General features: G+C 70.4%; 22 protein-coding genes. 18 read left to right on the plus strand and 4 right to left on the minus strand.

The genetic code is table 11. The features are described from left to right. Nucleotides 1-8 precede the first annotated feature (8 nt). The 3 genes from ACGH52_RS24375 (at nt 9) to ACGH52_RS24385 (ending at nt 3,113) form a co-directional block, all read left to right on the plus strand. Nucleotides 9-626, plus strand: a complete 618-nt coding sequence (locus ACGH52_RS24375; protein ID WP_121704373.1) for a hypothetical protein — start codon at nt 9-11, stop codon at nt 624-626. A 67-nt stretch (nt 627-693) separates the two neighbouring features. Continuing rightward, the gene (locus tag ACGH52_RS24380) at nt 694-2,016 is read left to right on the plus strand and encodes an Nramp family divalent metal transporter (RefSeq protein WP_171987366.1); all 1,323 of its coding nucleotides are present in this window, start codon (nt 694-696) and stop codon (nt 2,014-2,016) included. Nucleotides 2,017-2,396: 380 nt separating this feature from the next. Further along, entirely contained in the window at nt 2,397-3,113 is a 717-nt protein-coding gene (locus ACGH52_RS24385; protein WP_399942312.1) for a hypothetical protein, read from the plus strand. A gap of 54 nt (nt 3,114-3,167) precedes the next feature. On the opposite strand, the gene ACGH52_RS24390 is transcribed toward ACGH52_RS24385, so the two are convergent. The 3 genes from ACGH52_RS24390 to ACGH52_RS24400 all read right to left on the minus strand — a co-directional run bounded on the left by ACGH52_RS24390 (nt 3,168) and on the right by ACGH52_RS24400 (nt 6,928). After that, the gene (locus ACGH52_RS24390) at nt 3,168-4,445 is read right to left on the minus strand and encodes a hypothetical protein (RefSeq protein WP_399942315.1); all 1,278 of its coding nucleotides are present in this window, start codon (nt 4,443-4,445) and stop codon (nt 3,168-3,170) included. Nucleotides 4,446-4,525: 80 nt separating this feature from the next. Then, nucleotides 4,526-5,044 carry a SigE family RNA polymerase sigma factor gene (locus tag ACGH52_RS24395; RefSeq protein ID WP_121704376.1) on the minus strand — a complete coding sequence of 173 codons (519 nt, stop codon included), beginning with the start codon at nt 5,042-5,044 and terminating at the stop codon, nt 4,526-4,528. Nucleotides 5,045-5,218: 174 nt separating this feature from the next. Then, nucleotides 5,219-6,928 carry a glycoside hydrolase family 18 protein gene (locus ACGH52_RS24400; RefSeq protein WP_210975878.1) on the minus strand — a complete coding sequence of 570 codons (1,710 nt, stop codon included), beginning with the start codon at nt 6,926-6,928 and terminating at the stop codon, nt 5,219-5,221. 305 nt (nt 6,929-7,233) lie between these two features. Here ACGH52_RS24400 and ACGH52_RS24405 point away from each other — a divergent pair, with 305 nt between their 5' ends. The 15 genes from ACGH52_RS24405 (at nt 7,234) to ACGH52_RS24475 (ending at nt 18,632) form a co-directional block, all read left to right on the plus strand. Then, complete coding sequence (locus ACGH52_RS24405; protein WP_210975877.1) at nt 7,234-8,181, plus strand: hypothetical protein; 948 nt, start codon at nt 7,234-7,236, stop codon at nt 8,179-8,181. 93 nt (nt 8,182-8,274) lie between these two features. Beyond that, the gene (gene cpaB / locus ACGH52_RS24410) at nt 8,275-8,982 is read left to right on the plus strand and encodes a Flp pilus assembly protein CpaB (RefSeq protein ID WP_210975876.1); all 708 of its coding nucleotides are present in this window, start codon (nt 8,275-8,277) and stop codon (nt 8,980-8,982) included. 7 nt (nt 8,983-8,989) lie between these two features. After that, the gene (locus ACGH52_RS24415) at nt 8,990-10,246 is read left to right on the plus strand and encodes an AAA family ATPase (RefSeq protein ID WP_059300917.1); all 1,257 of its coding nucleotides are present in this window, start codon (nt 8,990-8,992) and stop codon (nt 10,244-10,246) included. An 86-nt stretch (nt 10,247-10,332) separates the two neighbouring features. Then, nucleotides 10,333-10,662 carry a pilus assembly protein gene (locus ACGH52_RS24420; protein ID WP_238696987.1) on the plus strand — a complete coding sequence of 110 codons (330 nt, stop codon included), beginning with the start codon at nt 10,333-10,335 and terminating at the stop codon, nt 10,660-10,662. 1 nt (nt 10,663) lies between these two features. Further along, complete coding sequence (locus ACGH52_RS24425; protein ID WP_399942320.1) at nt 10,664-11,026, plus strand: TadE/TadG family type IV pilus assembly protein; 363 nt, start codon at nt 10,664-10,666, stop codon at nt 11,024-11,026. A gap of 18 nt (nt 11,027-11,044) precedes the next feature. Continuing rightward, entirely contained in the window at nt 11,045-12,382 is a 1,338-nt protein-coding gene (locus tag ACGH52_RS24430; RefSeq protein ID WP_059300914.1) for a CpaF family protein, read from the plus strand. 9 nt (nt 12,383-12,391) lie between these two features. After that, nucleotides 12,392-13,336 (plus strand): type II secretion system F family protein, encoded by a 945-nt coding sequence (locus ACGH52_RS24435; protein WP_399942323.1) that lies wholly within the window; start codon nt 12,392-12,394, stop codon nt 13,334-13,336. A 19-nt stretch (nt 13,337-13,355) separates the two neighbouring features. Continuing rightward, nucleotides 13,356-14,258, plus strand: coding sequence for a DUF5936 domain-containing protein (locus ACGH52_RS24440; RefSeq protein ID WP_076976035.1), 903 nt, complete (start codon nt 13,356-13,358; stop codon nt 14,256-14,258). 276 nt (nt 14,259-14,534) lie between these two features. Continuing rightward, nucleotides 14,535-14,735, plus strand: a complete 201-nt coding sequence (locus tag ACGH52_RS24445; RefSeq protein ID WP_399942327.1) for a Flp family type IVb pilin — start codon at nt 14,535-14,537, stop codon at nt 14,733-14,735. Beyond that, the gene (locus ACGH52_RS24450; protein WP_399942330.1) at nt 14,732-15,343 is read left to right on the plus strand and encodes a pilus assembly protein TadG-related protein; all 612 of its coding nucleotides are present in this window, start codon (nt 14,732-14,734) and stop codon (nt 15,341-15,343) included. Before ACGH52_RS24445 ends, ACGH52_RS24450 begins: the two co-directional genes overlap by 4 nt. Nucleotides 15,344-15,359: 16 nt before the next feature. Next, a complete protein-coding gene (locus tag ACGH52_RS24455) occupies nt 15,360-15,932 on the plus strand; it encodes a hypothetical protein (RefSeq protein ID WP_399942333.1) in 573 nt (190 codons plus the stop codon). 7 nt (nt 15,933-15,939) lie between these two features. Continuing rightward, on the plus strand, nt 15,940-16,560 hold the full coding sequence (locus ACGH52_RS24460) for an OmpA family protein (RefSeq protein ID WP_210975873.1): 621 nt from the start codon (nt 15,940-15,942) through the stop codon (nt 16,558-16,560). A gap of 6 nt (nt 16,561-16,566) precedes the next feature. Then, complete coding sequence (locus tag ACGH52_RS24465) at nt 16,567-17,097, plus strand: hypothetical protein (protein ID WP_399942336.1); 531 nt, start codon at nt 16,567-16,569, stop codon at nt 17,095-17,097. Nucleotides 17,098-17,267: 170 nt separating this feature from the next. Beyond that, nucleotides 17,268-18,248: a helix-turn-helix domain-containing protein gene (locus ACGH52_RS24470; RefSeq protein ID WP_399942339.1), complete on the plus strand. Its 981-nt coding sequence runs from the start codon at nt 17,268-17,270 to the stop codon at nt 18,246-18,248. 210 nt (nt 18,249-18,458) lie between these two features. Then, the gene (locus tag ACGH52_RS24475) at nt 18,459-18,632 is read left to right on the plus strand and encodes a hypothetical protein (RefSeq protein ID WP_121700477.1); all 174 of its coding nucleotides are present in this window, start codon (nt 18,459-18,461) and stop codon (nt 18,630-18,632) included. Here the strand turns inward: ACGH52_RS24475 and ACGH52_RS24480 are convergent. Further along, entirely contained in the window at nt 18,619-19,014 is a 396-nt protein-coding gene (locus ACGH52_RS24480; RefSeq protein ID WP_399942342.1) for a DUF192 domain-containing protein, read from the minus strand. The two genes, ACGH52_RS24475 and ACGH52_RS24480, sit on opposite strands and share 14 nt — an antisense overlap. Nucleotides 19,015-19,243: the final 229 nt, after the last annotated feature.

The following is a 19,243-nucleotide window of genomic DNA, read 5'->3' on the forward strand; positions in this document are numbered from 1 at the left end:
CTGCCCGCGTGGAGCAGCGCAGAGGATCGACGAGCCAGCCCCTGGAAGGCGCCGGATTCGACCCGGCATTCATCCCCGGGCTCACCGCACCCGTGTCCGGCGGGCCGGAGGACGTGAGACCAGCCGAGACGAAGGCGGACGCCGCAGCGGAGACCGAGGAGTCCTCGGAGTCCACGGACTCCTCGGAGCCCTCGGCCGTCGGCGAACCTCCCGCCGAGGACGCCGCCGAGGACGCCGCCGAGCCGGGCGACGAGGCCCCCGCGGACGGCCCCGTCTTCGAGGCGTCCGACCGCCGCGCCAAGATCGTCGCCGACCACCGGGGCGTACGCCTCTCCCTCGACGACCAGAGCTGTGACTTCCGCTGGGACGAGGTCGGGGCCGTGGAGACGGAGACCGGCCGCTTCGGCAAGCGGTTCACGGTCACGGTGCACACGCCGGACCGCCGCTGGTACCCGATCGAGATCGAGGCCACGTCCCGGAGCCGCTTCGCGGAGTGGGAATCGGCTCTGGACGAGGTCCTGGACGCGTACTTCGAGGACGGCGCGGCGGAGTCGGCAGCAGAGGCCGAGTCCGCGGACGTGTCGGAGAAGGCGGGCGACGAGGAGACCACGGCCCGCGCGGAGTAGGCGTATCGGGTGAAGATCCGTGCACGCCCTCTTGTCGCACCGGCGACCATGGGCTTTCTTGACCCCCATGGCGGACACCACGGGCAACACCTCAGACGCAGGCGTATCGGGCGGTGCCGACGCGGCTCCCCGGAAGTCCAGTTGGCGCTACATCGGCCCCGGCATCGTCGTGGCGGCGACGGGGGTGGGCGCCGGCGACCTCGTGGCCACCCTCATCGCGGGCAGCAACTTCGGCTACACCCTGCTGTGGGCGGCGGTCATCGGCTGCCTGGTGAAGATCTCCCTCGCCGAGGCGTGCGGCCGCTGGCACCTGGCCACCGGCCGCACCCTCTTCGACGGCTGGGCGAGCATCGGTTCCTGGACCACGTGGTTCTTCGCGATCTACGCCGTGATCTGGGGCTTCGTCTACGGCGCCGCGGCGATGTCGTCGAGCGCCCTCCCCCTCCAGGCGCTCTTCCCCGACGTGATGGGCCTCGAATGGTGGGGCATCGCCTGCGGCCTGGTGGGCCTCGTCTTCGTCTGGTTCAACAAGTACAGCGTCTTCGAGAAGGTCATGACGGTCCTGGTGGGCGTCATGTTCGTCGTGACCGTCTACCTGGCGATCCGCGTCACCCCCAACCTGGGCGACGCCTTCGCCGGACTCCTCCCGGTCCTCCCGGACGAGAAGGACTCGGTCCTCAACACCCTGGGCCTGATCGGCGGCGTGGGCGGCACCATCACGCTGGCCGCGTACGGCTACTGGGTCAACGCCAAGGGCTGGACCAACACCGGCTGGATGAAGGTCATGCGCCTGGACAACCGGGTCGCCTACGCCACCACCGGCATCTTCGTCGTCGCGATGCTCTTCGTCGGCGCCGAGCTGCTCCACTCGGCGAACGTCGCGATCGCGAGCGGCGACAAGGGCCTGATCCAGCTCGGTGACATCCTGGAGCAGCAGTACGGCACGGCGACCGGCAAGCTCTTCCTGATCGGCTTCTTCGCCACCAGCTTCACCTCGCTGATCGGCGTCTGGCACGGCGTGAGCCTGATGTTCGCCGACTTCCTGGCCCGCCGGCGCGGTGAACGGGAGGCACGGGGCGACGAGTTGGCCTCCGGCCGCCGCGAACGCTCCTGGGCCTTCCGCGCCTACCTGCTGTGGCTCACCTTCCCGCCCATCATCCTGCTCTTCCAGGACGAGCCCTTCCGCCTGATCATCATCTACGGCGTCCTGGGCGCCGCCTTCATGCCCTTCCTCGCCCTCACCCTGATGTGGCTCCTCAACTCCTCCCGCACCCCGCGCGAGTGGCGCAACGGCAACCTCAGCAACGGCATGCTCACCGTCGCCGGGCTGCTGTTCCTCGTCCTGTGCGTGAAGCAGATCTGGGACCAGCCGTGGTCGGAGTTCTTCTGAGCCCGGCTGTCCTTTCGGGCACGCGGCCATGACCCGAAGGGTGCTCTTCCCGTCCTTCCCGGGTGTCGACGAGTCGTATAGGTCTGAAGCTGGAGAACTCTGGCCACCCGGGCCAGGCACTGGCGTCCCTCGGAGGGAACAGCATGCGAGGACACGACCGGCAGTCCGACCACGAGCTCACAGGCCGGCGCAGTGCTGGGGACCGTGGTCCGGTCGTACGGACGGACCGGGCCGCGTCGACGGCGGGCCAGGCGTGGTCGGCGGGCGACCTCTCGCCCCATGCGGTGTCGGATCTCCAGAACTCGGCCGGGAACGCGGCCGTCGCGGCGTCCTTGGCGGGGCAGCGGCAGCAGCACGGGTCGCAGCCGCCCGTGCAGCGCATGTTCCAGAAGATGAAGAACGCGGTGAGCGGAAACCGCTCGGCGGCGCAGCAGGAGGTGAACGTGCGCGTGGGTGAGGATGACATACCCATGACGCGACAGGGCGCGTTCTACGTCTTCCGGACGCCACAGGGCGGCAGGGCGTACATCCACGATGTCGCCGTCGTAAACGGTGTACTCAACGACGACCTCACACCGCATGTGATGAAGTACCGGATGGGTGGACTCGCCCTGTACCGCGGGATCCCCCGCCATCACGAGACCTGGCACGACGTCAACGGTGGCGGAGTGATCCCCCCGCTCGGCAGTGGGGAGCTTCCCGACTATGCCACCAACAACACGTCGTTCATCCCGTTCAGCCCGAGCGAGAGAGTCGCGCGCGGGTCCGCGGTCGCCACGAGGGGGATGGCCGAACGCAACCGCGCCGAGTACGTGCAGGGGTACACGCGGAGCAACGAGAACTTCTTCGTCGGCCTGGTCGCGACGGTCGTGGCCGGCCCCAACCTCGACGTCGGCTTCTTCAACGGAGGCGAGGTACAGATCCGGGGTCCGGTGCACGGCTTCGAGACGGATCACATCCGGATGAGTACCGATGTGCAGGAGGCTCTGACCGGAACCCCGGGGAACCCGCGGGAACCGATCAGCGAGAACCGCCCCAACACGCCGAACGAGGAGCAGAAGAAGGAGTTCGAGAAGGAGCACGGCATGCTGCCCTGAGTCGACGGCCCCGCCGGCCTGCGGGGCAGCGGGCGCGTGATGCTGCGGCAGCCGTCACCGCAACCGGTCCCACTCCCCACTGAGTGCGATCTTCCGCAGCTGCTCCATGGTCAGCGCGGGGGCGTCCCGGGTGGCGTCCTTGTTCTGGTCGCCGGTGTTGAAGGCGCTGATCACCACGCGGAAGCCCTCCGGTCCGGGGCTTAGCGTGTCCACGCTCCACATCACCACACCGGCACCGGCTTTCTCGCCGGGCGCCTGCCGGGTGACCAGGCGTGTGCCGTCGGGCAGGATCTCCCCGCCGGCGTACAACTGCCCGGCGGCGTCGGCCATGCCGTGCTGGACGTTGATCTGGACGAGGCTGCGGCCCCGCCCGTCGTCCACGACCACGTAGGCGTACTCGGACTCCTGCCCGCCGCGCGTGACGACGTCCAGCGTCCCGGGGAGCAGCCCGGCGAGCGTGTCGCCGACCGACTTCCCGGAGACCTGCGGGCGCTCGGTGCGGGGCGCGGTCGACCGCGACGGCTTCGCGCTCTTGGGAATGGCGTCGACCACCTCGCGCCACACCCCGGCGGTGACGAGCGTCCGCAGCCGTTCCGTGGACAGGGGAGGCTCGTCACGGCTGACCGGTGCGTCCTTCTCGGCGGGGGAGTTCCACTCGGAGACGCTGACGTGCTGCCCCTCGGCGGTGACGAGGTCGGCGGTCCAGAGCTTGGTGTCCACGCGCAGGTCCGGGTACTCGTAGCCCTGGTACAGCCTGAGCGTCGAGCCGTCGGGGAGCCGGTCGGAGGTGCAGTCGTCGTACGGCGTGAGGTTGTCGTCGGGGCACGCCGTCAGCTCCCGTACCTGGGCACTCCCCAGCTCCACCCGCGCGAAGCCCATGCCGATGGCGGCGGCCCCGGCCCCGTCGTCGTACACGAGGTGCGCGCTCGGGCCCAGTTGGTGGTCCGAACCCCGGGCCGACTCCTCGCCGTACGTCCCCTGGGGAAGCAGGCCCTTGAGTTCGCGCAGCAGGTCCCCACCGGTGAAGGCGGCCGCGGCGGCGGTCGCGGTGCCGTCCGCGGTGCTGTTCGGGGTGCCCGCGGAGGCGGCGTTGGACCGGGCGGGGGTGGCCGGGTCGTCCGCCGGGAGGACCAGCGCCCCGCCCACCCCGGCCAGGGCGACCCCGGCCACGCCGCCCACCACGGCCGTCCGGCGCCGCAGCAGGGCCCGCCGCCCCCGGACCCGCCCGGCGGTGACGAGGGCCGCGCGATCGGCCTGGAAGCCGTCACCGGCGTCGCGCAGCGCGGCGGACAGACGGTCCTCGAAGGGGTCGGGACGATCGGTTTCGAGCATGGCGAACCACCCTTTCCACAAGTGAAGTCGTAACGAGCTGCTGAGAGCTTCGAACAGGCGGCGGCCCGGGCAGCGGGTGCCTAGGGTCTGGCGTACTCCGAGAGGTCCCTGCCCAGCAGCTCCCGCAGCTTGCCGAGCGCCCGCGAGCACCGGGTCCGCACCGCCGCCGAACTGACGCCGAGCACCTCGGCGGTCTGCTCGACCGAGCGGTCGTCCCAGTACCGCAGCACGACGACGGCCCGGTCCTTGGCGGGCAGCCGCGCGAGCGCGTCCAGCAGCGTCAGCCGCAGGGACGCGTCCCCGTCACCGGCGCCGGGCAGATCGGGGAACACGTCGGTCGCCCGCTCCCCGCTGCTGCGCCGCCGCTGATGGGCGAGGAAGGCGCGGGTGAGCACGGTCTGCGCGTAGGCGGCCGGGTTCTCCGCCCGCGACACCCGCCCCCACCGCACGTAGAGCCGCCCGAAGGTCTCCTGCACGAGATCCTCCGCCAGATGCGTGTCCCCGGCGGTGAGCAGGCACGCGGACCGGTACAGGTGCCCGGCCCGCGCCACCGCGAACTCGGCGTACTCGTCCGCCCGTCTCTGCCGCGCTGTCCCCATGTGCCCCGCGCCCCCCGATGTCCGCCGCCTTCACCTCATTGATGCGTTGGGCCCCGGGAAATGTTTCATGCGGACTTCACAGCCGGTCGCCGGGGCGCAGCGACAGGCCCCCGCCCGCGTGGCAGCGGGCAGGGGCCGGGGTCGGGGTCGGCAGGATCAGCCGGGTGGCCGGAGTTACGGCATCGCGTCCACGTGCGCCCCCACCGCGTTCGACCAGGCGTTGCCCGCCGTGGCGTCCCAGTTGGTGGACCAGGTCATCGCGCCCCGCAGGTCGGGGTACGTCCTCGACGGCTTGAAGGAGCCGCAGTTGGTCCCCTTGGTGAGGCAGTCCAGGGCGGCGTTGACCACCGACGGGGAGACGTAGCCACCGCCCGCCGCGCGGGTGGAGGCCGGCAGGCCCAGGCCCACCTGGGACGGGGCGAGGCCGCCCTCCAGCTGGATGCAGGCCAGGGCGGTGAGGAAGTCGACCGTGCCCTGGGCGTACACCTTGCCGTCGCAGCCCAGCATCGTGCCGCTGTTGTAGTACTGCATGTTGACGACCGTGAGGATGTCCTTCACGTTCAGCGCCGTCTGGAAGTAGCCGCCCTGCGTCGACTGCATGTCGATCGTCTGCGGGGCCATCGTGAGGATCATGTCCGGGCCCGCCTTCGCCGACAAGGCGCGCAGGGCCTGGGTCATGTAGGTCGGGTTGATCCCGTTCTCCAGGTCGATGTCGACGCCGTCGAAGCCGTACTCCTGCATGAGGGAGTGGACGGAGTTGGCGAAGTTCGTCGCGGAGGCGGAGCTGTTCACCGAGACGGTGCCCTTCTCGCCGCCCACCGAGATGATGACCTTCTTGCCCGCGGCCTGCTTGGCCCGCACGTCCGCCTTGAACTGGTCGACCGTGTAGCCGCCGAGCCCGGCCGAGTCCAGGTTGAAGGTCACCGCGCCCGGCGTCGTGGTCGCGTCGGCGAAGGCCACCGCGATGATGTCGTAGGCGGACGGCACGTCGGAGATCTTCTGGACCGTCGCCCCGTTGTTGAAGTTCTGCCAGTAGCCGGTCACCGCGTGCTTGGGCAGGTCGCCCTCGTTCCCGCCGCCGTCCGGCGCCGTGGTGCGGGCCGTGACCGCCGCCGACTTCACCGACTCACCGGCCGCGTTCGTCGCCGTGACCTGGAAGGAGTACGAGGTCGAGGCCGCCAGGCCGGTCACCGTCGCCGAGGTGCCGGTCACCGCGGCCACCTTCGTGCCGTCGCGGTAGACGTGGTAGCCGGTGGCACCCGAGACCGTGTTCCAGGTGAGGGAGGCGGAGTTCGGGGTCGTGCCGGAGACGCTCAGACCCGCCGGGGCCGAGGGGACCGTGGGGTCCGGGTCGCCGTCGCCGCCACCGCCGTCGGGGCCGAAGACGGACAGGTCGTCGACGTAGTACGCCGACTGCCCGTACCAGCCGTGCGTGTACACCGTCACGGAGGTCGTCGAGGAGCCGGTGCTGAAGGTGGTCCTCAGCTGCTTCCAGGAGGCCGCGTCGGGGGTCCAGGTCGACACGTCCGTCGTGCCCGTGCCCGTCACGCCCAGGTAGGAGTACCCGCCCTGCACCCACGCGCTCAGCGTGTACGTCGAGTTGGGCTTCACCGCGACGCTCTGCGAACAGCGGGCGTTGTCCTGCCCCGCCGGGGTGGCCTTCAGTGCGGCGGAGCCCGCGTGCGCCGGGGAGGCGACGGTGGTGCCGCTGTTGGCCGAGCAGGTCCAGTTGCTCAGCCCGGACTCGAAACCGGCATTCTTGGCGTTGTTGACGTCGGCGGCCGATGCCGGGCCGACGGCCGTGAACGCGAGAGCCAGGGCGGCGGTGACGGCGCCCGTCAAGGAGCCGAGACGTCTTCCGCGCCGTCTGCGTACGGGGTCCACTGCTGCCTCCGGGGGTGAGGTGGGGCGGAATGGGGACGGTGGCCACCGTTGACGTACAAGGTGGTCCAGACCAATTGAAGGTGTCAAGAGGTAGGTACGGACCAAGTTCGCCGCCCGGAGGGCGCGGCCGACTCGCTCTCGAAAATGCTCAACCTGCCCCGGTTTGGCGCATCTTGTGCCCCACAAGTTGTTCCACAGCTACAGAAACGCTGTTCTCCGGTCACAGACGCGTGGATACAGTGCTCAGGTAGTCACGCAGTGAAGTCATCCGGGTGTGCCGGAGTAACACCGGCGGACCGACGGGCATGGGAGACGGGGAGCCGCGCGTGCCAACTGCCATTGCCGTGACCAGTGCCGACATGGCACTGCCGCCACAGGACGAACGGACGCTGCCCGCGGCCGTGCTCCAGGACGTCGACCGGCGCCCCCTGGACCAGGTGCTGACCGAGCTGCAGACGCTGGTCGACCAGCACGGACACGTGATCGTGGTGTGCTCCCACGCCGTCCCGGCGAGCGTGGAGCGACGCCTGCACACCGTCCGCGCCCTCCTGGAGACCGACCGCATCGCCCTGTTCCGGCCGCCCCTGCCGCCGCTCGGAATCGCCGTACTGGCCCGCCAGTTGCGCCAGCTGGCCTCCTGCGACCTCAGCCCCGGCGTCCTCGCCTCCGCCGGCCGGCTGCTCACCCACTACATCCACGCCGGCGCCCTGCTCGGCTCCGTCGCCCGGCTGGACCACGTCCCCGTGAGCCTGAAGACACACGCCAGGTCCTGGGTGCCCGGCAGCCAGTTCGGGGTCGTCGCCCACCCCGAGCCGCAGCTGGTGAAGGTCGGCCCCGAAGCCGCCCTGAGCGGACCGGAGTTCGGTACCTGGCTGCTGGTCGCCAAGGGGCAGCTCGCCTCCGACTGGGTCACCGGCACCCTCGCCCCGTCCTGGCGGGTGCAGGGGCTGCGCGAGACGGCGCTGCCCGCGGAGTCCCCCGACTGGTGGGGCACGGGACGGCTGACCGAGTTCTGCGCGTACCTCCCCGACCTCTCGGTCCTCTACCAACTGGTCACGTCCGTACGGCGCAGCGCCTGCCACTGGTGCGGCATCGACGTCATCGGCGACCGCTGCGTGTTCTGCTCCGCGACCCCACCGGACTACGACGACAGCGGCGGGAGCGCGAGCCGCGGCGGCCGGGACCGGGCGCTGGACCACCGCCGCGAACCCGCCCTCGGCCGCCGCCGTGAGAGACGGGCCCTGACTGGGTAGGCCCGTAGCGCCCCGTCCGCACGCCACGCCCCGCCCGCCCAGTCAGCCCGTCCGCCCCGGACATCCGACCCCCCCAATGAGGTTGCACGGCCCATGAACTCCCGTCAGCGCCGCGGCATCATCCTGCTCGTCCTCTCGGTCCTCTGCGCCCTCGGCGCCTTCGCCGGCGTGCTGTCCGTCATCAACGACGTGAAGTCCAAGGTCGGCCCGGAGGTGGCCGCGTACCGGGTGAAGAGCGACATCGAGCCCTACACGGAACTCGGCGGGACCCAGTTCGAGAAGGTCGAGATGCCCGAGCGCTGGCTCTCCGAGAACGCCGTCACCGACCTGTCCCAGGTCCGCGGAAAGATAGCCGTGACCAGGCTGGAGGCCGGCTCGCTGCTCCAGACCGACATGATCGTCGACACGCCCGCCCTGCGCCCCGGACAGCAGGAGGTCGCCATCATGATCGACGCGGCGACCGGCGTCGCCGGGAAGATCACCCCGGGCTCCTCCGTCAACGTCTACGCCACCTTCGAGGGCCCGCGCGAGGGCGACCCCGACCAGTCGAAGATCATCGTGACCAACGCCAAGGTCATCGACGTCGGCGAACTCACCTCGCTGGAGCCCGACGAGGACAGCCGCGACCGCGAACCCACCGACGCGGTCCCCATCACCTTCGCGCTGTCCACCATCGACGCCCAGCGCGTCACCTACGCCGAGTCGTTCGCCCGGCGCGTCCGGCTCGCGCTGGTGGCCCCCGGCGGCGACACCACGGTCCCCGACAAGGACCGGACGTACGAACTCGCGAAGGACAAGTGAGAGCCGTATGGCCACGAGGATCCTCCCGGCAGTCGGCGACCCGGACGCCGTACGGTCCCTCACGACGCTGCTGAGCCAGCTCCCGGACGCCGAACCGGTCGCCCCGGTCGCCGACTCCACCCAGCTCGTCGACACCCTCGCCCGGCTCGCCGCCGAGTCGGTCGACGAACTGCCCGAGGTCGTGATCGTCCACGAGCGCATCGGACCGGTCCCGGCCCTGGAGCTGATCCGCGAGGTCGCCCTCCGCTTCCCGGCCGTCGGCGTCATCCTCGTCACCTCCGACCCCGGCCCCGGCCTCTTCCAGGCCGCCATGGACTACGGCGCCCGCGGCCTGGTCGCCCTCCCGCTCGGCTACGAGGAACTCTCCAGCCGCGTCCAGGCGGTCGCCCAGTGGTCGGTGGGCGTACGCCGGCACCTCGGCGGCGCCGTCGACGTGTTCACCGGAGCGGGCGGCACCGTCGTCACCGTCAGCGGCGCGAAGGGCGGCGTGGGCGCCACCCTGACCGCCGTCCAACTCGCCCTGGCGGCCCAGGCGTCCGGCCGGTCCACGGCCCTGCTCGACATGGACCTGCAGACCGGCGACGTCGCCTCCTACCTGGACGTCCAGTTCCGCCGCTCCGTGGCCGACCTGGCCGCCATCACGGACCTCTCCCCGCGCGTCCTGGCCGACGCCGTCTTCCGCCACGACAGCGGGCTGGCCCTGCTGCTCGCCCCCGGCGAGGGCGAACGCGGCGAGGAGGTCACCGACCGCGCCGCCCGCCAGCTCGTCGCCGCCCTGCGCTCCCGCTACGAGGTCGTCGTCATCGACTGCGGCGCCCAGCTCGGCGGGGCCGGCGCGGCCGCCGTGGAGAGTGCCGACACGGCGTTGCTGGTCACCACCCCGGACGTGGTCGCCGTACGGGGCGCCAAGCGGGCGGTGCGGATGTGGGAGCGGCTGCAGATCCGCAAGGCGGAGGACACGACCGTGGTCGTCAACCGGCACACGCGGGGTACGGAGATCCAGCCCCCGCTGATCCAGCGGATCACCGGCACGGCGATCGCCGCCACCACCGTCCCGGCGAACTTCAAGGAACTCCAGAGCGCCGTGGACGCGGGCCGCGTGCACGAACTGGACGGCCGGAGCAGCGTGAAGCAGGCCCTGTGGACCCTCGCGGGCGAACTGGGCCTGGCCGGTGTGCCCGACGCGGGCCGGAAGGGACACGGCCGCCTCCGGTCGGACCGGGGCGCGGCCGGCCTCCGGCGCCGGAAGGACGGTGCGGGGTGAGCGGACGGTGCGGGGGGAGCGGGTTACGCGGCCGGGTCCGGGACCGGGGCCGGGAGAGCGGCCAGGTCACCATCGAGTTCCTCGGCATGACACCGGTGATCATCGCGACGCTGGTGGTGCTGTGGCAGCTCGTGCTCGTGGGATACACGTACACGCTCGCGGGGAATGCTGCGGACGAGGCGGTACGGGCGGCGACGGCGGCCGATCGCGGCGCGCGGGCGGGCGCCTGCCGACAGGCGGGCCTGGACAAGCTGCCGGGCTCGTGGGAAGGGGGTGCCGAGGTGACCTGCGGTACCGCGGGCGGTTACGTCACCGCCGACGTCCGCATCGAGGTCCCCCTCCTCTTCCCGGGCACCCTCAGCGTCCCCTTCACCGTGCACGGGCACGCGGGGGCCGTGGAAGAGGAGGACGACTGAGATGCCGTACTCCCGCAGGGGACGGGCCGGGGACCGGGGCCAGGTGGCCATCGAGTACCTCGGCTTCCTCCCGATCCTGGTCCTCGTCGGCATGGCCGTCGTCCAGCTCGGTCTGATCGCCTACACCGCCCAGCAGGCCGGCACCGCGGCCCGCGCGGGGGCACGCAGCGCCTCTCTCCAGGAGAGCGCGCAGGCGGCGTGCGCGGCGGCCGTCAGCGGCCGGCTGGCGGGCGGCACCCACTGCACCCCGTCGTACGGCGGGGACGAGGTGACGGTCACCGCCACCGTCGAGATCCCGTCGATCGTGCCGGGCTGGAACTTCGACCCGGCCCGCAAGACCGCCACCATGCCGTTGGACCACTGACCGAGGAGCCGAGGACGCATGAGCCTGCGCGCGCGCATCCACTCCCCCGAGGAGCACGGCAGCCGGGGCGAGGACGGACACCTGGTCGCCTCCTACCGGGCCAAACTCCTGGAGGAGATCGACCTCGCCGAGATGAGCGCGCTCGCGACGGCCGAGCGCCGGGCCCGCCTGGAACGGGTGCTCGGGCACATCATCAGCCGCGAGGGCCCGGTCCTGTCGACGGTCGAACGCTCCCAGCTGATCCGCCGGGTCGTCGACGAGGCCCTCGGCCTCGGCATCCTGGAACCGCTCCTCGAAGACGCGTCGATCACGGAGATCATGGTCAACGGCCCCGACGCGATCTTCGTCGAACGGGCCGGCCGCGTCGAGCAGCTCCCCCTCCGCTTCGCCTCCCACGACCAGCTGATGCAGACCATCGAGCGCATCGTCTCGACGGTCAACCGCCGCGTGGACGAGTCGAACCCGATGGTCGACGCCCGCCTCCCCTCCGGCGAGCGCGTCAACGTCATCATCCCCCCGCTCTCCCTCACCGGCGCCACCCTCACCATCCGCCGCTTCCCGCGCTCCTTCACCCTCCACGAGCTGATCGGCCTCGGCTCGCTCGACGAGAACATGCTCTACCTGCTGGCCGGTCTTGTGCAGGCCCGCTTCAACATCATCGTCTCGGGCGCGACGGGCACCGGGAAGACCACCCTCCTCAACGCCCTCTCCGGCCTGATCCCCGAATCCGACCGCATCATCACCATCGAGGACTCGGCCGAACTCCAGCTCCAGCAGGCGCACGTCATCCGCCTGGAGTCCCGCCCGCCGAACGTCGAGGGCCAGGGCCGGATCACGATCCGCGACCTGGTGCGCAACTCGCTGCGCATGCGCCCCGACCGCATCGTCGTCGGCGAGGTGCGCGGCGGAGAGTCCCTGGACATGCTCCAGGCCATGTCCACGGGCCACGACGGCTCGCTGGCCACCGTCCACGCCAACAGCGCCGAGGACGCCCTGATGCGCCTGCAGACCCTGGCCTCGATGTCGGACGTGGAGATCCCCTTCGTCGCCCTGCACGACCAGATCAACAGCTCCGTCGACGTCCTGATCCAGCTCACCCGCTTCGCCGACGGCGCCCGCCGCATCACCGAGATCGCCCTGCTGGCCAGCCACGGCGGCGAGCCGTACCGCCTGGCCACCGTCGCCCGCTTCAACGCCCGCCCGATGTCCGCCGACGGCCGCGTCGTCGGCGCGTACGAGTACCACCCCCTGCCGCCCCGCACCGCCGAGCGCCTCTACATGGCGGGCCAGCCCATCCCGCAGGCCTTCGGCGTGGCCCACACACCGGACCAGCTCACCACCCGAGAAGCCAGGTAGGACCGCCCGATGGAACTGGACACGCTCGTCACGCTCACCACCGGCATCACCCTGCTGACCTGCGTCCTGGCGGTCGTCGGACTGCACTCGTACGCCGCCGGGAAGGCCCAGCGCGCGGCCCTGGTCGACCGCCTCACCGCGGTCGGCCAGGCCCCGGTGGCCGGACGCCGGCGCCGCTTCCCGGGCCTGGACCGCCGCCTGCGCCGCACCAGGCTCGGCCGGAACCTGGAACGCCGCCTGTCGGCCACCGGCCTGGACGTGACCCCCGGCGAGTTCTTCGTGTACGTGCTGGCGACGGTCGCGGGCCTGTGGCTGATCGGCCAGGCGGCCCTGGCGCCCTTCTTCGGCCCCCTGGCCGGCCTGCTCGGTGCGGGAGTGGCCATCCAGTTCCTCAACTGGCAACGCCAGAAACGCATCGAGAAGTTCATCAACCAGCTTCCCGAACTCGCCCGCATCCTCGCCAACGCCACCCAGGCCGGCCTCGCCCTGCGCACCGCCATCGGCATGGCGGCGGAGGAACTGGAGGCCCCGGCCGGCGAGGAACTGGGCAAGGTGGCCGACCAACTCGCCATCGGCGCCTCCATGGACGACGCCCTCGGCGAACTCGCCGACCGCCTCCCCTCCCGCGAACTGGTCGTCCTCGTCACCACCCTCGTGCTGTCCAACCGCGCGGGCGGCCAGGTGGTCGGCGCGCTGCGCAACCTGACGGAGACCCTGGAGGAACGCAAGGAGACCCGGCGCGAGGTCCGCACCCAGCTCTCCCAGGTCACGATGACGTCGTACGCCGTCCCCGTCCTGGGCATCGGCTCGTTGCTCCTGATGAACGGGGTGAAGGACGGCGCCCTGGAACGCATGACCGGCTCCCCGGCCGGCCAGGTCGCGGTGATCACGGCCTTCGGGCTCTACGCCGTCGGCTTCGTCCTCATCCGCCGCATGTCCCGCATCGACGTCTGAAGGGAGGGGAGACAAGGACATGGGTCTGGAACTGCCCGGCATACTCCTCGCCCTCCTCATGGCCCTGGCCGTCTGGGGCGTCTTCGCCGGCATCCGCATGTACCGGGCGGAGGCCAAACTCCCCGACGACCTCGCCCTCGCCCTGGAGGTCGGCGCCACCCGCACCGGCGCGGCGCACTCCCTCATCGACCGCATGGGCATGCGCTACGCCCCCGCCGTACTGCGCCTGATGGGTCCGGCCCTGGTCGCCAGGTACCGCCGCCGGATCGACCTGGCCGGCAACCCCGGCGGCCTCACCATCGACCGCTACGCCGCCCGCCGCGCGGTCTACGGCTTCCTGGGCGCCCTCGGCTGCCTGGTCTTCCTCCTGCGCGGCCAGTACCTGGTTGCCCTCCTGCTCCTCGCCTTCGGCGCGTTCTGGACGGAGGTGGGCATCTGGTCGGCGATCCGCATCCGCAAGGACGTCATCGAGCGCACGCTCCCCGACTTCCTGGACGTCCTCGCCGTCGTGGTCAGCGCGGGCCTCGGCTTCCGCCAGGCCCTGGACCGTGTGTCCACGCGCTACGAAGGCCCCTGGGCGGACGAACTGCGCATCACGCTCCGCCAGATGGACCTGGGCATGAGCCGCCGGGAGGCCTTCACCGAGCTGCGCCGGCGCAACGACTCCGAACAGGTGGCGATGTTCGTGACGGCACTCCAGCAGGGCGAGGAACTGGGCGCCCCGATCGTCGACACCCTGGTCTCCCTGGCCAAGGACATGCGCCGCACGGACGCCCAGAACGCCCGCCGCAAGGCGGCCCGCGCGGTCCCCAAGGCCACGCTGATGATCACGACCTTCATGGTCCCGGCCACGATGATCCTCCTCGGCGCCGGCCTGATCCTGGGCTCGGGGACGGACTTCGGCACCATCACGGGCGAGTAGGGGAGGTACACGTAAACAAGAAGAGTGCGATTGCATACGTACCGACATGGTCAACAACCGATGAACCCGGGTCCACTAGGGCCCATTTCGTGCAAGACCTTTCGCACCTGCAATCAACTGTGGGACAGTCGTTGCCTGGTTCTCCCGACAGGCCGAGGTCCCGACCGAGCGCAAGGGAGGTGGAGATCGTGGACGCCGTGACGTCCGGCATGACCAGCCAGCAGATCCCCGCCGCCGCCCAGCCGCCCGGCTCCGCCCACCCTGGAGGGGAACACCATGACCAACTGGCTTCACACCGTCGCCGCCCACCTGCACTCCCGCACCATCAACCACAACGACAAGGGCCAGACGGCGGTCGAGTACCTGGGCATCATCGCGGTGGTGGTGGCGATCGTGCTGGCGATCACGGGGACGGATATCGGGCAGACGATCTTCGATGCGATCACGTCGAAGATCGCCGAAGTCACCGGTGGTTGAGCCGGCCCAAGAAGTGCGGCGACGTAGGGCAGGCCTTCCCCATCTACATCACGGTGGTGGGAGGCCTGCTTCTTCTGGCTCTCGCGTACCTCGCGGTCGGCCAGGCCGGAGCGACTCGCAGCAAGGCTCAGACGGCTGCGGATGCTGCCGCGCTTGCTGCGGCTCTCGAAACGCGAGATCAACTCGTCGATCAGTGGGTCACGCACATACTCGACCCGGATTCGTGGCAGGCCATCTTCGATGGCAAGGTGCCTATTTCCGACACCTGTTGGCGCGCTCAACAGCTCGGTGCGCGCAATGACGCGAGCGTAACCTGCCGTCCGGACGGCCTGCTGGGTTACACCGTTCTCGCCGAGACCAATGATCCAGTAGGTGACACCATCGTTCCGGGAACGGAAACCCAGAAGGCCACGGAGTCCGCCACTGCCGTCATCGAGAGCCGTTGCTCGTTCCAACTTCCCTCCGAGGACACTGGCGGAGCCGAGTTGCCCAGTCTCTCGTGCAAGGGCGAGCAATGGGACCTGAGACCGGATGACCTCACGGATCTACCGCAGCCCGAGGATCTGTTCGACGTCCACCTGGCCGAGTCACCAACGAGTGACGAGTGACGAAGGAATTAAGGACATGAGCATTCGGATCTCAAGCCGCAGAGCGACGCTCTCAGTGGCCGTTCTCCTCAGTCTGACCCTCGGTGCTGTCGGCTGCAGTAGCGGTGGCGATGACGCGAAGCCCGAAACAACGGCGTCGGAGTCGACTGCAGAGGGGTCCGGACCGAGCGCTCAAGAAGGCAGCGCAGAAGAACCCTTGGCTGAGCTGCAGGGAAGCAATGGGTTGCTGCTGCGGATCACCTCCGCCGAGCGCGATTCCGGTGGTTTCGTCACGGTGAACGGGGAGCTGAAGAACGACGGTGACAAGAGCGTGGCGATCCCATCGGGGCTGAGCGGTAACGAGACGGAGATCATCAAAAACGGCCGGTCACTCGGCGGGGCCACCTTGGTCGACTCCAAGAGTAAGAAGCGGTATTACGTTCTGCGTGACACAGAAGGGCGCCCGCTGACGACCACCGGCCTCTCGACGATCAAGCCTGGCGATCGACTAGCTGTGTTCATGCAGTTTCCATCACCTCCAGGGGCCACGACCGAGGTCACTTTCCAACTGCCGACCTTCGCCAGCGCGACCATTTCCATTTCCGGGTGAGGGCATCATGACCTCGACCCCGCGCCTGCTGGCCGCAGTAACCCTCATCCTCGCCACAACCATGTACGGCACCACCACCGCGCACGCCGACGACGACCCCAACGACCCCCCGGGCACGGAACCCTCCGCCTCCGCCCCCGTGGACGTGGACCCCAACGACCCCGACCTGAAGCTCCCGGACGGCGCCACGCTCGCCCAGGCGAAGGTGCTGGACATCAAGTCGGTGGTGGAAGAGCAGAGCGGCGACGAACGCCGGGAGGACACCAACACGAGCGTGACGCTCGCGCTCCAGGCCGAGGTGCTGTTCGGCAAGGACAGCTCCAAGCTCGGCGCCGAGGCCAAGTCCCGCATCAGGGGCATCGCCGAGGAGATCAGAACCCAGAACGCCACCAGAGTCCGCGTCTTCGGCTTCACCGACGACCTCGGCTCCTCCGCCCACGGCGACGTCCTATCCAAGCGGCGCGCCAACGCCGTGCACGACGTCCTCTCCCAGTCCCTCAACGACGCAGGCATCACCTACGAGGTCCGCGGCTACGGCGAGCAATACCCCATCGCCGACAACTCCTCGGAAGCCGGCCGCAAGAAGAACCGCAGAGTCGAAGTCTCCTTCCCCCGCTCGGAGCCCTGACGAACCATGAGCAGGCGAACACACCTCCGCTCGAAGCCCGCCCTGGCAGCGCTGACGGCCCTGACCGCCCTGGCAACGACAGCGGCGTGCAGCACGACGCACCGAACGGACGACGAGGCACCCCCCACGCCCCGCAACCGCCCCACGACATCCCGCCCCGCACCGGAGCCCCCCTCCCCGTCACCGGCGGACGGTACCGACACCCGCGCCTGCACCGACGGCAACTGCGAGATGGCGGTGACCGAGCCCGTGACCATCCGCTTCCGGGCACCGGGCGACGCCGGCCGGGCAACGTTGTCGGTGACGAAGGTCGGCCCGAACGAGATCGAGTACGAGGTGAAGTCCGGCAACAACCGCTCCTCCGGCGGCGCGAAAGGCCCCGGCCAGGGCTGTCTCACGTACCTCCGCGAACGCGGCAGCGGCAACTCCTGCGGCACCCTCGCCCCCGCCCGCCCGAGCCCCCAGCCCGGCGCCGTGGTGATCCAGGCGACGACGGGCAAGAACGGCACGGCACTCCTCCACATCGTCTCGCCCTGAGGACGTTTCCCGCCGAACTGATCCCTGCCGAACTGACCGGTCGACTCCTCCCGCAGCGCGGAACAGCGGCGGAGAATGCCCCCAGTGGTGCGACCCAGGTGCTACTGCTGCGGGGGTGAAGGGGCGTGGAGCAAGGCACAGCGACGGGGAAGACCGGGGGAGGAGCCTCGGTGTACCTCTCCACGGACAGCGTCAGCGGCCCCGAGGGGTTCGGCTGGTGGGGGGACATGGTCAGCAGGGCGGTGATGCCGGTCTCGATGGCCAGCGAACACGCCGCCCACTTCAAAGGCGAGGTCATCGCGCTGGAACTCGCGGACACCGCGTTCTCGGCCTTCTCCTTCTCACCGATGTCGGCGCGCCGGACACCGAGCCACATCCGCACGTCCGACCCGGAGAACTACTTCCTCTTCCTCGTCCACGGCAGCCCCATCGGCCTGGAGCAGCGCCGCAACAACGTGTTGCTCCGCGCGGGCGACGTGGCGCTCTTCGACACGTCACAACCCTTGGTCTGCGATTTCCAGGGCCATGGCCGCAACCCGCGGGTGAGCATCCTGCGGCTGCCCCGAGCGGCCGTGCCGTTGCCCAGCGACAAAACGGACCGCCTGGTGGCCACGCCCCTGACCACCCGCACCGGTTCCGGCGCCCTGCTCACTTCCTACCTGGCCGGTCTGCGTGAGAACGCCGCACACTGCGGCCCGACGGAACTGCACCGCCTGGGTGCCATGGCCCTCGAACTCGCGATCACCTTCCTCGCCGCCCGGCTGGACACGTCTCCGACGCTCCCGGTCGAGAGCCGTCAGCGGGTGCTCCTCGCCCGTATCAACGCCTTCATCGACCACAACCTGCATGAGCCGGACCTGGGCCCAGCGACGATAGCCGCACACCACCACATATCGATACGCCTCCTGCACGCCCTCTTCGAGGAGGAGCCGGAGACGGTCAGCGCCACGATCCGCCGCCGCAGACTCGAACGCAGCCGGGCCGACCTCGTCGACCCGCGCCTACGACACCGCACGATCGGCGAGATCGCCGACCGCTGGGGCTTCCGCCACCCCGCCGCCTTCAGCCGCACCTTCCGCGAGGCGTACGGCATCTCCCCGACCGAAGCGCGATCTGCACTCCACGACAAACAGCCCTGCACTCCGCGCTGAGGACCGGGGTGCCAATCCCCGGCACAGTGGAGCGGCGCAACGGCACCGAGTGGAGGAGAGACCCAGAAGATGAGACCGAACGACACGGGGGAGCCCGAGGGGAGACGTCCCTGGGAGCGTTCGACGGCCCGAAGCGGACGGCCGCCAGGGGGACCCGACGCCCCCGGCGCGGGGAGTGGCGGCGACGGCCCGTGGCACACGACGCGGAGCGTGCCGTCCATCGTGGTCGTCGTCCTCGTCGTCATCTGGACGGTCTTCGCCGTGCAGTGGAAGGAGAAGGACTGCGCCTTGGTGCCGACCGCGTACATGCTCGTGATCACGCACGGCACCCCGAGCGTCTTCGAGGGATGCGGCGACTACGCCGTCGACGTCACGGACGAGTAGCCCGCTCGGCCGTACCCTCCACGACCTCCACCCGGGCCCCCACCCGCACCCCCCACTCACTCATCGCCCCGGCCTCCGCCTCCAGCACATGCCGCGCCCGCAACCGGGGCAGCCCCAGCCTGCCCGGCCGCATCGTGCGCACGGCGATCACGGCGAGTCGCCGGTCGAGATAGGCCACGTCGATGGCCATCCGCATCCGGAAGGTGTGCACGCTGTTGGCGGGACTCAGCAACACCGCCCCGTCCACCGAGTCCCGCCCCAACAGCCCCTTGGTGCGCGCGCGATACGAACCCGCGATCTCCAGCGGAACCCGAACGCCCGCACCGTCCGGCCCCACCACGACCAGAGCCCCCGCCCCGTCCCGCCACCGCCGCCGTCCCACGCCGCTGCCCTCCACCCGGTCCCCTGGCCCAGCCGAAGGTATCCGCCCCGGAGCAGGTGACGACCGGGCCCCTTTGCTGCTTCCGGTGTGTTACGGAACCGTTATGGCCCAAGAAGCCACACGTACAACGCATTTGAACTCCCGGAAGGCGGCGGGGAGACAGGCGTCACCCTGGTGTCGTCCGACCCCGGTGGATAGCGTTGCTTCGCTGAAGAGAAGCCTCGTCCCA

Source organism: Streptomyces sp. BBFR25 (assembly GCF_044590125.1).
GTDB classification, from domain to species: domain Bacteria; phylum Actinomycetota; class Actinomycetes; order Streptomycetales; family Streptomycetaceae; genus Streptomyces; species Streptomyces canus_D.